19 protein-coding genes and 1 pseudogene are annotated in these 17568 nt (G+C 59.2%); 11 read left to right on the top strand and 9 right to left on the bottom strand.

The annotated features are described in order from the left end of the window. Positions 1 to 3: 3 nt before the first annotated feature. The 4 genes and pseudogenes from AC3RCM_RS22945 to AC3RCM_RS22930 all read right to left on the bottom strand — a co-directional run bounded on the left by AC3RCM_RS22945 (position 4) and on the right by AC3RCM_RS22930 (position 3524). Positions 4 to 315, bottom strand: a complete 312-nt coding sequence (locus AC3RCM_RS22945) for a bacteriocin immunity protein (RefSeq protein WP_064490724.1) — start codon at positions 313 to 315, stop codon at positions 4 to 6. A 133-nt stretch (positions 316 to 448) separates the two neighbouring features. Beyond that, positions 449 to 712, bottom strand: coding sequence for a bacteriocin immunity protein (locus AC3RCM_RS22940; RefSeq protein WP_064490725.1), 264 nt, complete (start codon positions 710 to 712; stop codon positions 449 to 451). Further along, positions 709 to 2932, bottom strand: a pseudogene (locus AC3RCM_RS22935) (pyocin-S2/colicin E7-DNase domain-containing protein). Before AC3RCM_RS22935 ends, AC3RCM_RS22940 begins: the two are co-directional and overlap by 4 nt. Before the next feature lie 112 nt (positions 2933 to 3044). Continuing rightward, the gene (locus tag AC3RCM_RS22930; RefSeq protein ID WP_003251803.1) at positions 3045 to 3524 is read right to left on the bottom strand and encodes an Lrp/AsnC family transcriptional regulator; all 480 of its coding nucleotides are present in this window, start codon (positions 3522 to 3524) and stop codon (positions 3045 to 3047) included. Between the two features lie 127 nt (positions 3525 to 3651). Between AC3RCM_RS22930 and AC3RCM_RS22925 the strand changes: the two genes are divergently transcribed. Next, entirely contained in the window at positions 3652 to 4848 is a 1197-nt protein-coding gene (locus AC3RCM_RS22925) for a methionine gamma-lyase (protein ID WP_064490726.1), read from the top strand. A 162-nt stretch (positions 4849 to 5010) separates the two neighbouring features. On the opposite strand, the gene AC3RCM_RS22920 is transcribed toward AC3RCM_RS22925, so the two are convergent. Continuing rightward, on the bottom strand, positions 5011 to 5448 hold the full coding sequence (locus AC3RCM_RS22920; protein WP_010952432.1) for a Z-ring associated ZapG family protein: 438 nt from the start codon (positions 5446 to 5448) through the stop codon (positions 5011 to 5013). 135 nt (positions 5449 to 5583) lie between these two features. On the opposite strand from AC3RCM_RS22920, the gene AC3RCM_RS22915 reads away from it, so the two are divergent. From AC3RCM_RS22915 to zapE, 3 genes are all read left to right on the top strand, one after another. Continuing rightward, positions 5584 to 6219, top strand: coding sequence for an alpha/beta hydrolase (locus AC3RCM_RS22915; protein ID WP_492629154.1), 636 nt, complete (start codon positions 5584 to 5586; stop codon positions 6217 to 6219). 25 nt (positions 6220 to 6244) lie between these two features. Next, positions 6245 to 7594 (top strand): tryptophan--tRNA ligase, encoded by a 1350-nt coding sequence (locus tag AC3RCM_RS22910; RefSeq protein WP_020189995.1) that lies wholly within the window; start codon positions 6245 to 6247, stop codon positions 7592 to 7594. Between the two features lie 212 nt (positions 7595 to 7806). Beyond that, positions 7807 to 8901 carry a cell division protein ZapE gene (gene zapE / locus AC3RCM_RS22905; protein ID WP_064490729.1) on the top strand — a complete coding sequence of 365 codons (1095 nt, stop codon included), beginning with the start codon at positions 7807 to 7809 and terminating at the stop codon, positions 8899 to 8901. Between the two features lie 106 nt (positions 8902 to 9007). Here zapE and AC3RCM_RS22900 read toward each other — a convergent pair whose 3' ends face one another. After that, positions 9008 to 9928, bottom strand: a complete 921-nt coding sequence (locus AC3RCM_RS22900; RefSeq protein ID WP_196766167.1) for a GlxA family transcriptional regulator — start codon at positions 9926 to 9928, stop codon at positions 9008 to 9010. Positions 9929 to 10118: 190 nt separating this feature from the next. After that, positions 10119 to 11159 carry an NADP(H)-dependent aldo-keto reductase gene (locus AC3RCM_RS22895; RefSeq protein WP_003251817.1) on the bottom strand — a complete coding sequence of 347 codons (1041 nt, stop codon included), beginning with the start codon at positions 11157 to 11159 and terminating at the stop codon, positions 10119 to 10121. 258 nt (positions 11160 to 11417) lie between these two features. Here AC3RCM_RS22895 and rplM point away from each other — a divergent pair, with 258 nt between their 5' ends. The 7 genes from rplM to AC3RCM_RS22860 all read left to right on the top strand — a co-directional run bounded on the left by rplM (position 11418) and on the right by AC3RCM_RS22860 (position 16281). Then, complete coding sequence (rplM, locus tag AC3RCM_RS22890; RefSeq protein ID WP_003251819.1) at positions 11418 to 11846, top strand: 50S ribosomal protein L13; 429 nt, start codon at positions 11418 to 11420, stop codon at positions 11844 to 11846. 14 nt (positions 11847 to 11860) lie between these two features. Beyond that, positions 11861 to 12253 carry a 30S ribosomal protein S9 gene (gene rpsI / locus AC3RCM_RS22885; protein ID WP_003251821.1) on the top strand — a complete coding sequence of 131 codons (393 nt, stop codon included), beginning with the start codon at positions 11861 to 11863 and terminating at the stop codon, positions 12251 to 12253. A 262-nt stretch (positions 12254 to 12515) separates the two neighbouring features. Then, the gene (gene petA, locus AC3RCM_RS22880; protein WP_003251823.1) at positions 12516 to 13109 is read left to right on the top strand and encodes a ubiquinol-cytochrome c reductase iron-sulfur subunit; all 594 of its coding nucleotides are present in this window, start codon (positions 12516 to 12518) and stop codon (positions 13107 to 13109) included. Next, a complete protein-coding gene (locus AC3RCM_RS22875) occupies positions 13109 to 14320 on the top strand; it encodes a cytochrome b (protein WP_010952438.1) in 1212 nt (403 codons plus the stop codon). Before petA ends, AC3RCM_RS22875 begins: the two co-directional genes overlap by 1 nt. Next, complete coding sequence (locus tag AC3RCM_RS22870) at positions 14320 to 15099, top strand: cytochrome c1 (RefSeq protein ID WP_020190056.1); 780 nt, start codon at positions 14320 to 14322, stop codon at positions 15097 to 15099. The genes AC3RCM_RS22875 and AC3RCM_RS22870 overlap by 1 nt, the downstream gene beginning before the upstream one ends. Before the next feature lie 116 nt (positions 15100 to 15215). Continuing rightward, complete coding sequence (locus AC3RCM_RS22865) at positions 15216 to 15839, top strand: glutathione S-transferase N-terminal domain-containing protein (protein WP_014592290.1); 624 nt, start codon at positions 15216 to 15218, stop codon at positions 15837 to 15839. A 10-nt stretch (positions 15840 to 15849) separates the two neighbouring features. Continuing rightward, positions 15850 to 16281 (top strand): ClpXP protease specificity-enhancing factor, encoded by a 432-nt coding sequence (locus AC3RCM_RS22860; protein ID WP_003251830.1) that lies wholly within the window; start codon positions 15850 to 15852, stop codon positions 16279 to 16281. 60 nt (positions 16282 to 16341) lie between these two features. On the opposite strand, the gene AC3RCM_RS22855 is transcribed toward AC3RCM_RS22860, so the two are convergent. Further along, on the bottom strand, positions 16342 to 16920 hold the full coding sequence (locus AC3RCM_RS22855) for a BON domain-containing protein (RefSeq protein ID WP_003251832.1): 579 nt from the start codon (positions 16918 to 16920) through the stop codon (positions 16342 to 16344). Further along, positions 16917 to 17510, bottom strand: coding sequence for a phosphoheptose isomerase (locus AC3RCM_RS22850; RefSeq protein WP_012053657.1), 594 nt, complete (start codon positions 17508 to 17510; stop codon positions 16917 to 16919). Before AC3RCM_RS22850 ends, AC3RCM_RS22855 begins: the two co-directional genes overlap by 4 nt. Positions 17511 to 17568 lie beyond the last annotated feature (58 nt).

The following is a 17568-nucleotide window of genomic DNA, read 5'->3' as shown; positions in this document are numbered from 1 at the left end:
TTTTTATTTGTGTTTTCCACAGGCTGGCGTGGGTTCTGAGCTGGCTTTTGTCGCGTTCTGATCCCTGAACAGTGGTAGCCCCCACGACTTTCTCCACTTCACGATGAGTGCCATTACTTTTTCGGCATTGCCATCCTCTTCGTTGCTTGGGTAAAAGACCAGGTCCGAACCGTCGGGATACGCCACAAATTCGATGAATGGCTCCAGCAGCCGTTCCTGCCAGTCTGGAGAACCTGTCGCCTGTATCAATTCTTCGACAATCGAATGGAACTGCGCGTATGAATAGTCTGCAAGGCAGTGCTTTTCACTGATCACCGTGGCGACTCCGATGATAGTGAATACTGCATGGCGCTCATGATCCGCAGGTTTTCAGGGTCGTACATCAGCCCACCCAATTGGGTTAGGCTCAGATGGACAATCTGCACCCCGCGTGAGCGGGGTGTCGGATTCATTCTGGTTTGAATCCTGGCTTGCCGTTGGCTGCACGCCACTCTTTTATTATGCGTAGAATTTCTTCAGGTGTATCAAGGCCGCCTGCCTCAGGCCAATATATTAGGTCTGAGCCGTTGGGGTGTTCGCTCAAAGCCTTGAATACCATGATTTGTGCATCAAGCTCTTGATCGCTTACGTTGTCTGGTGGGTTGATTATTGATTTGATAAAATTCAAGAATTCAAGTTCTGTATATTCGGAGATCGTGCTTTTTTGAGTCATTTGGAGGCTCCGTAGTGGATGTCGTGATGCGCCGCTGGCGTGACTACTCTTAAGTTGTCTACGTCGTATACAGCTCCATTTTCGGAAATTGGAATCACGTGGTGGAGTATGAAGGTTGCGTGACCTTTGTGGTGATCTTTGTCGCGCGCTTTGGGCGCGCGCCCTTTGGCGATGAGAATTTTGTTTGCATCATTGAACTGGCTAGAAAACTCTTGTGTATCTGATATCGCCTTCCAGAATGCGGTTCTAAATGCATCGAAATCTCCAAACTCTCTTCCCCTCAGCGCACTTGCAATTTGTGTCGGGATTTTTGCTCCGGTCTCCCTGGTTATGTCCCCAAGCCAGATACCATCGATCTGCGCGCCTGAGCCCGTGGCAATACCCGGCTCATATCTCGGGCTCTTGAACACCACCAGAATAGGTGGTAAACCCGAGTCCATGGGGAAGGTGATGATCAGTCGTTCCTGGTCCAGCAGATCGAGTGCGGGGTAACCCTCCTGTTCGGAAATGACAGGGTCCAGGCTGCTGCCCGTGTAAACAACGGTGCCGGGTGGGACTTGCGGCAAGCTGGTGGAGCTTCCGCCTTCACCACCCGGCGCGTTGGCCGGTGTCCAAGTCAGAATCCGCTGCGGATTTTCCAGTGCAAGGCTGTAGACCAGACGTTCAGTGTCGAATGTCGCCGTGCGCACCGGTACTGGCCTGCCCCCAGGCACCACATACAGGTCCAGGCCGTTGTCATGCTCGGCGCCTGCCAACAAATAGGGTAAGTCGATGCTGGCTGATGACAGAGCCAAGGCTGAAAGGTCCGGCCCGCCGGGCGGCGTAAGGCTGGCTAGTGGGGTGCTGATCAGGTACCTGCGCTCACTGTTACCCAGCGTTGATGGCCAGGCCATCGCGAGGGTACCTACCGCAAGCGAGGAGATGGTAGTCGCAACGAGGCGGGTAATCGCCGCTGTGATCGCTTCGCTCAAAGCCTTATAAGACGTTTCGGCCACCGCGAATGTTGCTGTACCAATCGGGATTACGGCTGGCGTCGATCCCGATAAACGCGCTTCATTGATATAGGAGATATTACGCCGCAGCGTCTCTTGCCTTTGCCGCTCGGCTTCTGCAGCCAAGCGCTCGGCTTCGGCCTGCTGGCGTGCAGCTTCTTCCTGTGCAGCAAGTTGGGTCTGGAGGTTTTCCACCTCAGCGGCGCGCTGCATCAGGTTTTGCGTGGCACCTGCATATACGCCCAAAAACCTGATCGATTCGGTTAGCGCGAGTGCCAGATGGTATTCCTGCCAGCGCGGACCAGCCCTTCAAGTTGGGGCTTCGACAGGGGCCCGCTGATTCGGGGTTGTAATCAGAGTGTTGCGGAATTTGTGATTGCTTGGCCTGCACCAAGGCAGCCGCGGTTGCCAGGTAGGCACTGAAGGTCTGGGCAAGCGTAAGCGCGTCGTCGATTACGGTTTGCCCCAGTTCATGCTGAAGAACATTGGGTAAACAATCGAAGTGTATTTGCCGCTCTGTGTGAATCTGCGCCGTTCTGCGCGAAATCATTTTCGACAGATCTGGAGGTTGGTGGCTGAGCTCCTCCTGATCTACTTGGTCTGCCAGCCCTTGAAGTTCGTCTGCCAGTGCCTGGTGTTTCTGAGCTTCCAGATGTAGGCGGTATGCGCCATCCCAAGACTTCTCCAGCCTCGTGGCCCATTCAATACCTAACTCTTCGCCCGTTGTGGCAGCGAAGAAACCCGGGTCCAAAAACCGGCTCATCATTGAGTCGCCGCGCTTGTAGAATGCGGGTACGCCAAAGTAGCTGTTGGCGTCGGGCAAAATTTGTAAATAATTCTCTCGAAGCTGACTGATTCGCGATGATAGGATTTGCTGTTCTGCTGTGCGTGGTGGTACCCCGCCATTTGTACTGTTCGCCTCAGCTTTGATCTGGGCTTTCAATGCATTGATGGTTTCAGGGAGCTGGTTTATTTCGTGAGCATACTTATCTGAAGAGCCCTTCTCGATGCCTTGAAATTCTTCTGTCAGCACCCTGCGCGTGGAAATAACCCTGGCAATATCGGGTTTGGTAGGGCTGGTGCCCGGCGGGATGCCTTCGCTAAATCCCCATCCCCCGCTACCTGGGCCACCTCCACCATTACCGATTAACCGTAGTTCAGCGCCGGTGGGGGCCTGCGCATTAATAAATAAAGCCTCGTTAAGATAATACGTGTTGTCCCGTGCCATGTAGGTTCTCCTGATCACTACATGGGCTAGGTTTACGTATATCGAATTTGCGGTATGTCAGCTGCAGCCTGTCAATCAGTAGGAAGCTTCGTGTTGCTCGGAAAGATCCGTCTCAGATATGTTTCTCCGACACCGGTATCACCCGTCTTTCCTTCACCGCTTTGTACGAAAAACTCGAATAGATCTCCTTCACCCCCGGCAACCGCTGCAGCACCTCCCGGGTAAATTCCCCAAACGACTCTAGGTCCCGTGCCAGGATCTCCAGCAGAAAGTCATAGCGGCCGGAGATGTTGTGGCAGGCGACGATCTCGGGGATTTCCATAAGCCGCTGTTCGAACGCCAGCGCCATGTCCTTGGTGTGCGAGTCCATCATGATGCTGACGAACGCGGTCACGCCAAACCCCAGCGACTTGGGCGAGAGGATGGCTTGGTAGCCGGTGATGTAGCCGTTTTCCTCCAGTAACTTGACCCGTCGCCAGCAGGGCGAGGTGGTCAGTGCCACCTGGTCGGCGAGTTCGGCAACGGTGAGACGGGCATTGTCCTGCAAGGCGGCGAGCAGGGCGCGGTCGGTGCGGTCGAGGCTTGAAGGCATTTTTTGCCCTCCTGGTCCGTTGATTATTGTTTTTGTTCCAGCAAGCACGTGTATGCGTAGGCTATTTTGGAAAAAATCGGGCAGCTCGGTGGCATAAGCTTATAGCAAACCACAAGAGGCTGTTGCCATGCGCGACTCCCACCACAACACCGGTTTTTCCACGCGGGCCATTCATCATGGCTATGACCCGCTTTCCCATGGTGGCGCCCTGGTGCCACCGGTGTACCAGACGGCTACCTATGCCTTCCCCACTGTCGAATACGGTGCTGCCTGCTTCGCCGGGGAGGAGCCTGGGCATTTCTACAGCCGCATTTCCAACCCCACGCTGGCCTTGCTGGAGCAGCGCATGGCGTCGCTGGAGGGCGGTGAAGCGGGGTTGGCGTTGGCCTCGGGGATGGGCGCGATTACCTCAACCCTCTGGACCCTGCTCAGGCCTGGCGATGAGCTGATTGTCGGGCGCACCCTGTATGGCTGTACCTTCGCTTTTCTGCATCACGGTATTGGTGAGTTCGGGGTGAAAGTTCGCCATGTCGATCTCAACGATGCCAAGGCTCTTAAAGCGGCGATCAACAGCAAAACACGGATGATCTACTTCGAAACACCGGCCAACCCCAACATGCAACTTGTGGATATCGCGGCGGTTGTGGAGGCGGTGCGGGGGCATGATGTGCATGTGGTGGTCGATAACACCTACTGTACGCCGTACCTGCAGCGGCCACTGGAGCTGGGGGCGGACCTGGTGGTGCACTCGGCAACCAAGTACCTCAGTGGGCATGGTGATATCACTGCCGGGTTGGTGGTGGGGTGCAAGGCGTTGGTAGACCGTATCCGCCTGGAAGGGCTGAAGGATATGACCGGCGCGGTGCTGTCACCGCATGACGCGGCGTTGCTGATGCGCGGTATCAAGACCCTGGCCCTGCGCATGGACCGGCATTGCGCCAATGCCCAGCAGGTGGCTGAGTTTCTCGCTCGGCAGCCGCAGGTGGAATTGATTCATTACCCGGGGCTACCGTCTTTTGCCCAGTACGCGTTGGCCCAGCGACAGATGCGTTTGCCTGGCGGGATGATTGCCTTTGAGCTCAAGGGTGGCATTGAGGCGGGGCGGCGCTTCATGAATGCGCTGCAGCTCTTTGCCCGGGCGGTGAGCCTGGGGGATGCCGAGTCGCTGGCGCAGCACCCGGCGAGCATGACGCATTCCAGCTATACGCCGCAGGAGCGGGCGCATCACGGGATATCGGAGGGGTTGGTGCGTCTGTCGGTGGGGCTGGAGGATGTGGAGGACCTGCTGGCAGATGTCGAACAGGCATTGCAGGCCTGCTGTTAGGTTGTCTGCACCGGCCCCTTCGCGGGCACGCCCGCTCCCACAGGTATTCCACAAGTTTCACATGCTGTGGTGTACCTGTGGGAGCGGGCGTGCCCGCGAAGGGGCCAGTGAATCCAGCCCACAAAAAAGGCCTCTTGCGAGGCCTTTTGCATCTTCAGCAGATCAACGCTTGAGCCCGTAGCTTTCGTCGAGCATGCCCGGCGAGTTAGGCGCTTTCGGTGCATAGTCGCGCGGCACTTCGGCGGTGTCTTTAGGTGGGGTCAGGCGGTCACGCGGGCCTTGCGGTGCATCGGAGTGCAGCGCAGCCAGCAGGCGTTGGCGGGTGACGTCATCGAGGGCCAGGCTGTTGGCGCCTTCAGCCAGGTGATCCTGTACGTCCTGATAGCTCTGGGTCAGTTTCTTGACCAGCATGGCGGTGCTGTTGAAGTGGGTGACCACTTCGTTCTGGTAGCTGTCGAAGCGCTTCTGGATGTCATCCAGTTGACGTTGGGTGTTGCTCGGGGCCGCATTGGGCAGCAGGCGGGCAACAATGAAACCGACTGCCACACCGATGACCAGGGCCAGGGTTGGCAACAACCAAACAAGGAGCGAGAGTTCCACGAGTCCTTCCTCTATAAACGGCTTTGCTTTACGTTAACGGCTCAGACCTGCGCTGTATACCGCGAGCGATCGCAAATCAGAACAGAATTTCACACCTAGACGAATCGACCCTTCCCGAGGTCACGGAGTAGTGCCTTGCTTGTCCGCGAAACCCCCTTGTTCATCGATGGCCCCAGCGGCCAGCTGGAAGCCTTGCACCTGGACGTGGCCAATGCCCGTGGCGCGGTGCTGATCTGCCACCCCAACCCGGTCCAGGGCGGCACCATGCTCAACAAGGTGGTCTCGACCCTGCAGCGCACCGCACGTGATGCCGGCTATGTGACCCTGCGTTTCAACTACCGTGGCGTCGGCCAGAGCGCCGGCAGCCACGACATGGGCGCTGGCGAAGTGGCCGATGCCGAGGCCGCAGCAGCATGGCTGCGTGCCAGGCACCCCGGGCTACCGCTGGTGCTGATGGGCTTTTCGTTCGGTGGTTTCGTTGCCACCAGCCTGGCCGGGCGCCTTGAAACTGCCGGCGTCGAGTTGCAGCACCTGTTCATGATCGCCCCGGCAGTCATGCGCCTGACCGCCGAATTTCCGCTGCCGCAGCGCTGCCCGATCACCGTGGTGCAGCCGGACGCCGACGAAGTCGTCGCGCCGCAGCTGGTTTACGAATGGTCCGACAGCCTGCCGCGTCCCCATGAGCTGCTGAAAGTGGCAGAATGCGGACACTTCTTCCATGGCAAGCTGACCGATCTGAAGGATCTGCTGCTGCCGCGCCTTTCGAACTGAGCCAAGCCTGAATAAGCGAACACCCATGACCACGCGCATTCTTACCGGTATCACCACCACCGGCACTCCGCACCTGGGCAACTACGCCGGCGCCATCCGCCCGGCGATCCGTGCCAGCCAGCAGCCCGGTGTCGACTCGTTCTACTTCCTGGCCGACTACCACGCCCTGATCAAGTGCGACGACCCGCTGCGCATCCAGCGCTCGCGCCTGGAAATCGCCGCCACCTGGCTGGCCGGTGGCCTGGACCCGGACAAGGTGACCTTCTATCGCCAGTCCGACATCCCGGAAATCCCCGAGCTGACCTGGCTGCTGACCTGCGTTGCCGCCAAAGGCCTGCTGAACCGCGCGCATGCCTACAAGGCCTCGGTGGACAAGAACGTCGAGAACGGTGAAGACCCGGACGCCGGCGTGACCATGGGCTTGTTCAGCTACCCGGTGCTGATGGCCGCCGATATCCTGATGTTCAACGCCAACAAGGTGCCGGTCGGTCGTGACCAGATCCAGCACGTGGAAATGGCCCGCGATATCGGCCAGCGCTTCAATCACCTGTTCGGCCAGGGCAAGGACTTCTTCGCCTTGCCGGAGGCTGTGATCGAGGAAAGCGTGGCGACCCTGCCGGGCCTGGACGGGCGCAAGATGTCCAAGAGCTATGACAACACCATCCCGTTGTTCACCAGCGCCAAGGACATGAAAGACGCCATCTCGCGCATCGTCACCGATTCGCGCGCGCCAGGTGAGGCGAAAGACCCGGACAACGCGCACCTGTTCACCCTGTATCAGGCCTTCTCCACGCCTGAACAATGCGCCGGTTTCCGCGAAGAGCTGCTGCAGGGCCTGGGCTGGGGCGATGCCAAGCAGCGCCTGTTCCAGCTGCTGGACGGCCAGCTGGCCGAGAAGCGCGAGTACTATCACCAGTTGATCGCCCGGCCGGCGGACCTGGAAGACATCCTGCTGGCTGGCGCCGCCAAGGCCCGCAAGATCGCCACGCCGTTCCTCGAGCAGCTGCGCGAGGCCGTTGGCCTGCGTTCATTCCGCAGCAGCGTGCAGGCCACCGCCGAAGTGAAGAAAAAAGCCACCAAGAGCGCGCGTTTTGTCAGCTTCCGTGATGAAGACGGCAGCTTCCGCTTCCGCCTGCTGGCCGCTGACGGCGAGCAACTGCTGTTGTCGCGCAGCTTCGCCGACGGCAAGAGTGCCGGCGCCGTGAGCAAGCAGCTGCAGCAAGGTGGCGAGGTTGATGTGCGCGTCGAAGGCCTGAGTTTCGGCCTGTGGCTCAATGGCGAGCAGGTCGCCGACGGGCCGCAGTTCGACAGCGCCGAAGCCCGTGATGCGGCCATTCAGAGCCTGAACGAAGCCTTGGCGCCACAGCAGGACTGAGGCTGCCAAACGGTGGGAGTAACTGTCTTGCTCAATTTCTGAAAGCTGGCGCGATCCGTGTGGGAGCGGGCATGCCCGCGAAACAGGCGCCGCAGTGCATGGCACCGGCTTTGCCGGTGTTCGCGGGCACGCCCGCTCCCACAGACTGATTGCCATTAAGCGGGCCTGTCGCTACAGTGACGGCCCGTTTTTTGTTGCCTCGCTAACGAATCATGACTCCCTTAGAACGCTATCAAGCAGATCTGAAACGTCCCGACTTCTTCCATGACGCGGCGCAGGAAACTGCGGTGCGTCACCTCCAGCGCCTGTACGACGACCTGGTGCACGCGCAGAACAACAAGCCGGGCGTGTTCGGCAAGCTGTTCGGCAAGAAGGAGCAGACTCCGGTCAAGGGCCTGTACTTCTGGGGTGGGGTGGGGCGAGGCAAGACCTACCTGGTTGATACCTTCTACGAAGCGCTGCCGTTCAAGCAGAAGATGCGTACGCACTTCCACCGCTTCATGAAGCGTGTGCACGAGGAGATGAAAACCCTCAAGGGCGAGAAGAACCCGCTGACCATCATTGCCAGGCGCTTCAGCGAAGAAGCCAAGGTGATCTGCTTCGACGAATTCTTCGTGTCGGACATTACCGACGCCATGATCCTCGGCACCTTGATGGAAGAGCTGTTCAAGAATGGCGTGTCGCTGGTGGCCACCTCCAACATCGTGCCGGACGGCCTGTACAAGGACGGCCTGCAGCGTGCGCGCTTCCTGCCGGCCATCGCCATGATCAAGCAGTACACCGACGTGGTGAACGTCGATAGTGGGGTCGACTACCGCCTGCGTCACCTGGAGCAGGCCGAACTGTTCCACTTCCCGCTCGATGACGCGGCGCACCAGAGCATGCGCGCCAGCTTCAAGGCGCTCACCCCTGAGTGCACCCAGGCGATCGAGAACGACGTGCTGATGATCGAGAACCGCCCGATCAATGCCCTGCGTACTTGCGACGACGTCGCCTGGTTCGACTTCCGCGACCTGTGCGACGGGCCGCGCAGCCAGAACGACTACATTGAGTTGGGCAAGATCTTCCACGCCGTATTGCTCAGCAACGTGGAGCAGATGGGCGTCACCACCGACGACATCGCCCGCCGCTTCATCAACATGGTGGACGAGTTCTACGATCGCAACGTCAAGCTGATCATCTCGGCCGAGGTGGAGTTGAAGGACCTGTATACCGGTGGGCGTCTGAGCTTCGAGTTCCAGCGTACCCTGAGCCGGTTGCTGGAGATGCAGTCGCACGAATTCCTGGCGCGCGCGCACAAGCCCTGACGCCAGCGGCAAGCTTCAGGCGGCAAGGAAAATTCAGGGCAATGCGCGATCCGCTCTGGTTTTTCCTTGTCGCTTCAAGCTCGAAACCTGCCGCACTGGAAGCCTTTCAGGCTTCCTGCATGAACTGCTGCCGATACTGGTTCGGCGACAACTCGGTGTGCTGGCGGAACAGCCGCGCAAAGAAACTGGCATCGTCATAGCCCACCTCGTAACTGATGGTCTTGATGCTCTTGCGCGTACTCGACAACAACCCCTTGGCTGTCTCGATGCGTAACCGTTGCAGGTAGTGCAGCGGCTTGTCACCTGTTGCGCCCTGGAAGCGGCGCATGAAGTTGCGGATGCTCATGCCGTGGTTGCGGGCCACATCCTCGAAGCGGAACTTGTCGGCGAAGTGCTCCTCCAGCCAGTGCTGGATCTGCAGGATGATCAGGTCCTGGTGCAGCTTCTGCCCGCCAAAGCCCATGCGCCCTGGGGTGTAGTTGCGTTGCACTTCGTAAAGGATATCGCGGGACACCGCACGGGCCACGTTGGCACCGCAGAAGCGTTCGATCAGGTAGATGTACAGGTCGCAGGCTGAAGTTGCACCGCCGGCGCAATAGATATTGTCGGCATCGGTCAGGTGCTTGTCCTGGTTCAGGCGGATCTGCGGGAAGCGTTCGGCAAAGCTGTTGAAGAAGCGCCAGTAGGTGGTCGCCTCCTTGCCATCGAGCAGGCCGGATTCGGCCAGCCAGAACACACCACTGGCCTCGGCGCACAGCACCGCGCCACGCGCGTGCTGTTCACGCAGCCACGGCAGCACCTGTGGATAACGTTGCAGCAGGTTGTCGAAATCATCCCAGAAGGCAGGGAGGATGATTACATCAGCGTCGTCCAGGCCGCCGTCAACCGGTAACTGCACATTGCTGAAGCTGTCCACGGGCTGGCTGTCGGGGCTCACCAGACGGATTTCGAACATGGGCTGCAAGCCCAGGCCCAGCTGCTTGCTGTAGCGCAGGCTGGCGAGGTGGAAGAAGTCCTTGGCCTGCATCAAGGTCGAAGCGAACACCTTGTCAATGGCCAGGATGCTGACGCGCCGCAGCGACGCTGAGGGTTGGGTAAACATCATTGTCATTGTTCTTATAGGGTAGAGTGGTCAATCACCGGCTGGATCGTCTTATTTTTTGGCGATTGTGTCTACCCCATGTAACAGCGGCGCGAAGCGGGGCGCAGTGTTTGGCTCAAGGCGCCGGGTTGGGCTGCTCCTGATGAATGGCTTCGATCGCTGTCAGCAGATCGGCGCTCAGGTTCAGTTCAAGGCTGGCCAGGTTGCTGTCCAGTTGCTGCAGGCTGGTGGCGCCAATGATATTGCTGGTCACGAACGGCTGTCGGGTGACGAACGCCAGGGCCATTTGCGCCGGGTCCAGGCCGTGCTCGCGGGCCAACTGCACGTAGCGGCTACAGGCCGCCACGGTCTGTGGGTTGGAGTAACGGGCAAAGCGGCTGAACAGGGTCAGGCGTGCATTGTCTGGCCGTGCGCCGTTCTCGTACTTGCCCGAGAGCATGCCGAAGGCCAGCGGCGAATAGGCCAGCAGGCCACATTGCTCGCGTATGGCCACTTCTGCCAGGCCCACCTCGAAGCTGCGGTTGAGCAGGTTGTACGGGTTCTGGATCGATACCGCCCGTGGCCAGCCCCGGCTCTCGGCCAGTTGCAGGAACTTCATGGTGCCCCACGGCGTTTCGTTGGACAGGCCGATGTGGCGGATCTTGCCCGCACGCACCTGCTCGTCGAGCACTTCGAGGGTTTCTTCCAGTGGGGTGAAGTGATCCTGCGGCAGGTGCTGGTAGCCCAGCTTGCCGAAGAAGTTGGTGCTGCGCTCTGGCCAGTGCAGCTGGTACAGGTCGATACGGTCGGTCTGCAGGCGCTTGAGGCTTTCGTCCAGCGCCGCGACGATGTGCTGACGGTTGTGCTTGAGCTGCCCGTCGCGGATATGGCTGATGCCGTTGCCCGGGCCTGCCACCTTGCTGGCCAGGATCCACGCGTCGCGGTCGCCATGGTCACGGAACCAGTTGCCGATGATGCGCTCGGTGGCCGCGTAGGTCTCCGGGCGGGGAGGGACCGGGTACATCTCGGCGGTGTCGATGAAGTTGACCCCGGCAGCCTTGGCCCGGGCAATCTGTTCGTAGGCCTCGGCCTGGATGTTCTGCTCGCCCCAGGTCATGGTGCCCAGGCACAGGGCGCTGACGTTGAGGTCGGTACGGCCGAGCTGGCGGTATTCCATCGGTTATTCACTCCTTGGCAATAGAAGCCAATCAAAGCAGGTTGAAATTTTTCGCGCAATCTGGATAATTCAGCCCCTCTCCGCGTGGCGGAAGTGATGCACCATCACGCAGGAAGAACCCCGTCGAACATTGGCGTGCCCGACCCGAGCCCCCAAAAGCGTCTGTGTTCGGCTGCGCGCTTGCCCTTGGCAAGCTGTGCACTATCCAGTAAGATTCGCCGTCTATTTTTCGCTGGGCGGCCTCTGAGGCTTTAGAGAATGAAAACTTTTACTGCTAAACCGGAAACAGTAAAGCGCGAGTGGTTCGTAGTCGACGCCGCTGGCCAGACCCTGGGTCGTCTGGCTACCGAAATCGCTACCCGTCTGCGTGGCAAACACAAACCAGAATACACCCCTCACGTTGACACCGGCGACTACATCGTCGTTATCAACGCCGAGCAGGTTCGTGTGACTGGTGCCAAGTCTTCCGACAAAATGTACTACTCCCACTCCGGTTTCCCAGGCGGTATCAAGGAAATCAACTTCGAGAAGTTGATCGCCAAGGCCCCTGAGCGTGTTATCGAAACTGCGGTCAAAGGCATGCTGCCTAAGAACCCGCTGGGTCGCGACATGTACCGCAAGCTGAAAGTGTACGCGGGTGCTGCTCACCCTCACACTGCTCAGCAGCCTCAAGAACTGAAGATCTAACGGGATAGTTCATTATGTCGGCGACTCAAAATTACGGCACTGGCCGTCGCAAGACCGCAACCGCTCGCGTATTCCTGCGTCCGGGTACTGGTAACATTTCCATCAACAACCGTTCTCTGGACGTGTTCTTCGGTCGCGAAACCGCTCGCATGGTTGTTCGCCAGCCGCTCGAGCTGACTGAATCCGTTGAGAAATTCGACATCTACGTCACCGTTTCCGGTGGTGGTGTCAGCGGTCAGGCCGGTGCGATCCGTCACGGTATCACCCGCGCTCTGATGGAATACGACGAAACCCTGCGTGGCGCTCTGCGTCGTGCTGGTTACGTCACCCGCGACGCTCGTGAAGTTGAGCGTAAGAAAGTGGGTCTGCGTAAAGCGCGTAAGCGTCCTCAGTACTCCAAGCGTTAATACCGCTTCGGCAGTCGAAAAAAGCCCGGTTCCTTGGAACCGGGCTTTTTTTTTAGCCTTGAACTAACCTGTCAGCAGTCAGTGGCCGCTTGTCGCATAGACGTAGATCAAGCAAAGCGTGGGTTGTCGCCCTTGCCGGGGTAATCACCTTGTCAGTGTGTGGATTTGTTTCTTACCATGACGGCCAATTTTTAGTGCCATTGACACAACCTAAGTACAGGCCAGGTCCAACTGGCCAAGCAAGCTGATGGGAGAGGACTGAATGAGCAATGACGGCGTCAACGCAGGCCGGCGCCGCTTCCTCGTAGCCGCGACATCCGTGGTCGGGGCGGCGGGGGCAGTGGGGGCTGCGGTACCGTTCGTGGGGTCATGGTTTCCCAGTGCCAAGGCGAAAGCCGCGGGTGCACCGGTGAAGGTCAACATCGCCAAGGTCGAGGCAGGGCAGCAGATGGTGGCCGAGTGGCGTGGCCAGCCCGTATTCATCGTGCGGCGAACGGAGGAAATCCTTGGCAATCTGAAAAAAATCACGGGTGACCTGTCCGACCCCGAGTCCAAGGCCTCGGTACAGCCAGCGTACGTCGACCCTGAGGTTCGCTCGATCAAGCCGGAAATTCTCATTCTCGTCGGCCTGTGCACGCACCTGGGCTGCTCGCCCACCTTCCGGCCAGAAGTGGCGCCCGCCGACCTTGGGCCGAAATGGGTGGGTGGTTACTTCTGCCCGTGCCACGGCTCTCACTATGACCTGGCTGGTCGTGTCTACAAGTCCCAGCCGGCGCCTCTCAACCTGCCCGTGCCACCGCACTCTTATGAGTCGGACGAGATCATCGTCATTGGCGTCGACCAGGAGAACGCATGATGAGCAAGTTCATGGACTGGATTGATGCTCGCTTCCCCGCCACCAAGATGTGGGAAGACCACCTCAGCAAGTATTACGCACCCAAGAACTTCAACTTCCTGTACTTCTTCGGCTCCCTGGCATTGCTGGTGCTGGTCAACCAGATCGTGACCGGCGTGTGGCTGACCATGAGCTTCACGCCCTCGGCGGAAGAGGCGTTCGCCTCGGTCGAGTACATCATGCGTGACGTGGAATACGGCTGGATCCTGCGCTACCTGCACTCCACGGGGGCGTCAGCGTTCTTCATCGTGGTCTACCTGCACATGTTCCGCGGCCTGCTCTATGGCTCCTACCAGAAGCCACGCGAGCTGGTCTGGCTGTTCGGCATGCTGATCTATCTGGCGCTGATGGCTGAAGCGTTCATGGGCTACCTGCTGCCATGGGGGCAGATGTCGTACTGGGGCGCCCAGGTGATCATCTCGCTGTTCGGTGCCATCCCGGTGATCGGTGATGACCTTACCCAGTGGATCCGTGGTGACTACCTGATCTCGGGCATCACCCTGAACCGCTTCTTCGCCCTGCATGTGGTTGCCCTGCCAATCGTGATTCTCGGCCTGGTGGTATTGCACATCCTCGCCTTGCACGAAGTGGGTTCGAACAACCCTGATGGCGTCGACATCAAGAAGAAAAAGGACGAAAACGGTATTCCGCTGGATGGTATTCCGTTCCACCCGTACTACACCGTCAAAGACATTGTCGGCGTGGTGGTGTTCCTGTTCGTGTTCTGCGCCGTGGTGTTCTTCTTCCCTGAAATGGGCGGTTACTTCCTGGAGAAACCTAACTTCGAGCAGGCCAACGCCTTCAAGACTCCAGAGCACATCGCGCCGGTGTGGTACTTCACACCGTTCTACGCAATCCTGCGTGCGGTGCCTGACAAACTGATGGGCGTCATTGCCATGGGGGCGGCCATCGCCGTGCTGTTCGTACTGCCTTGGCTCGACCGCAGTCCGGTGCGTTCCATGCGTTACAAGGGCTGGATCAGCAAGGTCTTCCTGCTGGTGTTCTGCGTGTCCTTCGTCATCCTCGGCGTGCTGGGCGTACTGGCACCGACACCTGGGCGTACTTTGCTGTCGCAGGTATGCACGGTGCTGTACTTCGCCTACTTCCTGCTGATGCCGTTCTACACAAGGCTCGAGAAGACCAAACCGGTTCCGGAAAGGGTGACTGGCTGATGAAAAAGTTGATTGCAGTATTTTTGCTGGCAGTGATGCCCGCCTTTTCCTTCGCTGCCGAACATGGCCTGGAGCTGGACAAGGTCGATATCGACCTGACTGACAAGGCCGCCATGCAGGACGGTGCGCGTACCTTCGTCAACTATTGCATGGGTTGCCACAGTGCCAAGTTCCAGCGCTACGAGCGGGTGGCTGACGACCTGGGTATCCCGCATGAACTGATGCTCGAGAAGCTGGTGTTCACAGGTGCCAAGATCGGTGACCACATGCAGATCGGCATGAAGCCCAGCGACGCCAAGACCTGGTTCGGTGCCGCGCCGCCCGACCTGACACTGGTCGCCCGCGTGCGCGGTACCGATTGGCTTTACACCTACCTGCGCAGTTTCTATGAGGACCCATCGCGCCCTTATGGGGTGAACAACAAGGTATTCCCGAACGTCGGCATGCCTAACGTGCTGGTGGGTCTGCAAGGTAACCAGGTGGTGGGTTGCAAGCAGGTGCAGACGGTGGTCGATGGCAAGAAGCAATTCGACCCGTTGACCGGCAGCCCGTTGACCCATGAAGCTTGCGATCAGCTGACCATTACGCCGAATTCCGGTACCCTGACGGCCGAGCAGTTCGACGAGAAGGTCAAGAACCTTGTGACCTTCCTGGCCTATTCGGCCAACCCAGTCAAACTGGAAAGCCAGCGCATCGGCACCTATGTGTTGCTGTATCTGGCTTTCTTCTTCGTATTCGCCTACTTGCTCAAGCGTGAATACTGGAAGGACGTGCACTGATCACGCAGTAGTTTCTGGTTGTTGAACGCGCCCGGGGTGGCCTAGCAGTATTGCCAGGCCACCCCGGGCGCGTTTTCATTTAAAGTTGCACAAGCATCCGTGCGAGGAGCCGCTACATGGGCGCAACCAACAGGTTAGCCTGCTATTCCGATCCCGCTGATCACTATTCTCATCGGGTGCGCCTGGTTCTGGCCGAGAAGGGCGTCAGCGTGCAGTTGATCGATGTCGATCCCGCCCGCCTGCCGCCGAAGCTGGCCGAGGTCAACCCTTATGGCAGCGTGCCGACCTTGGTCGACCGTGACCTGGCGTTGTATGAATCGACCGTGGTGATGGAATACCTCGAGGAGCGTTACCCGCACCCGCCGCTGATGCCGGTATACCCGGTAGCGCGTGGCAACAGCCGTCTGCTGATGCACCGCATCCAGCGCGACTGGTGTGCCTTGGCCGATACCGTGCTTGACCCGCGTAGCAGTGAAGCTGCCCGAACCGAAGCGCGCAAGGCCTTGCGCGAAAGCCTGACCGGGGTCTCGCCGTTGTTCAGCGAGTTCGCCTGCTTCATGAGTGATGAGCAAAGCCTGGTCGATTGCTGTCTATTGCCCATACTCTGGCGTTTGCCGGTGTTGGGTATCGAATTGCCGCGGCAAGCCAAGCCGCTGCTGGATTACATGGAGCGCCAGTTCGCTCGCGAGCCTTTCCAGGCGAGCCTGTCCTCCGTAGAACGTGAAATGCGCAAGCTTTAAGGAGCCGTTGATGAACTCCAGTCGCCCCTATCTGGTTCGAGCACTGTACGAGTGGATCGTCGACAACGATTGCACGCCCCATATGCTGGTCAATGCCGAATTCCCGAAAGTTCAGGTGCCGGATGGTTTCGCCAGTGATGGCCAGATCGTCTTGAATATCTCGCCAAGTGCCGTGCGTAGCCTGCACATGGACAATGATGCAGTCAGCTTCGAGGGCCGCTTCAGTGGCGTGGCTCACTCGCTGTTCGTGCCAGTTGGTGCAATCCTGGGTATCTACGCCCGCGAAAATGGCCAGGGTATGGTCTTCGAGCTGGAGCCGTCTTCGATGGATGGTGACGAACTGGAAGACGATGATGTGCAGCCGGATGACGATGGCCCGCCAGACGATGGAGGGCAGCCGCCGCGTCCGACTGGCCGGCCAAGCCTGAAAGTGGTCAAGTAACAAAAAAGGCGATCCGGATGGATCGCCTTTTTTGTTTGGCCTGTCCAGGCAATCACTGAGTCAATCGATATACTCGAACAGCTTGACGATCTTCTGCACGCCCGACACGCCCTGCACCACGGCAGTGGCCGAGTTGGCTTCTTGACGGGTGACCAGACCCAGCAGGTAGACGATGCCGTTTTCGGTAATCACCTTGATGCGCGAGCTGGGCACGGCGTTGTCGGTCAGCATCTGGGTCTTGATCTTGGTGGTCAGCCAGGCGTCGTTGTTGCGCGCCAGAATGGAGGAGGGCTGCATCACTTGCAGCTCGTTGTGCACTTTCTTGACCCGCTGGACCTGGCTGGCGGTTTGCTCCGCGAGGCTCTTGAGGTCGGCGCGCGGGGTCTGCCCGGCCAGCAGGACGATACCGTTGTAGCTGCTGACAACGATGTGCGAGCCCTTGTCCAGGTCTGGGTTGGCTTTGGAAATGTTCACGGCAGCCTTGGTCTCGATCAGCGAGTCGTCGATCTTGCTACCGATGGTGCGCGTGCCGCGATCGTCCTCGATCGGCGAATTGCGGGTAGAGGTGAGTACCGAGCTGCAACCAGTGACGCTCAGGCACAGGGTCAGGGCCATCAGGCCGAGGCGCATAGGGGTCATTCTTCACTCCCGAACAGTTGGCTGTCGATCAGATCGCACAGGCAGTGGATCGCCAGCAGGTGGACTTCCTGGATACGCGCGGTAACTGTCGAAGGCACGCGGATTTCGACGTCCTCGGGCAGCAGCAGCGAAGCCATGCCGCCGCCGTCGCGACCCGTCAATGCTACGACAATCATTTCACGGTCATGTGCGGCCTGGATTGCCTGGATCACGTTGGCCGAATTGCCGCTGGTGGAGATCGCCAGCAGAACGTCACCGGGCTGGCCCAGGGCGCGGATCTGCTTGGAAAAGACTTCGTTGTAGCTGTAGTCGTTGGCGATCGAGGTCAGGGTCGAGCTGTCGGTGGTCAGCGCGATAGCTGGCAGGCTGGGGCGCTCGCGCTCGAAGCGGTTGAGCAGCTCCGATGAAAAGTGCTGGGCATCGCCGGCCGAGCCGCCGTTGCCGCAGGCGAGCATCTTGCCCTCGTTGAGCAGCGCATTGACCATGACCAGGCTGGCCTGCTCGATGTGCGGTGCCAGGATGTCCATTGCCTGTTGCTTGGTTTCGATGCTGGCCTCGAACAGCCGGCGAATTCGGGATTGCATGTCCATCTGGTGACCTTAAATGGGGCGGTGGCCTTTGCTACGCGCAACAACGACCAGCCCGCGA

The sequence above is a fragment of the Pseudomonas sp. GW823-FHT05G12 genome (assembly GCF_058795575.1).
This window is presented reverse-complemented; position numbering and strand designations above follow the sequence as displayed.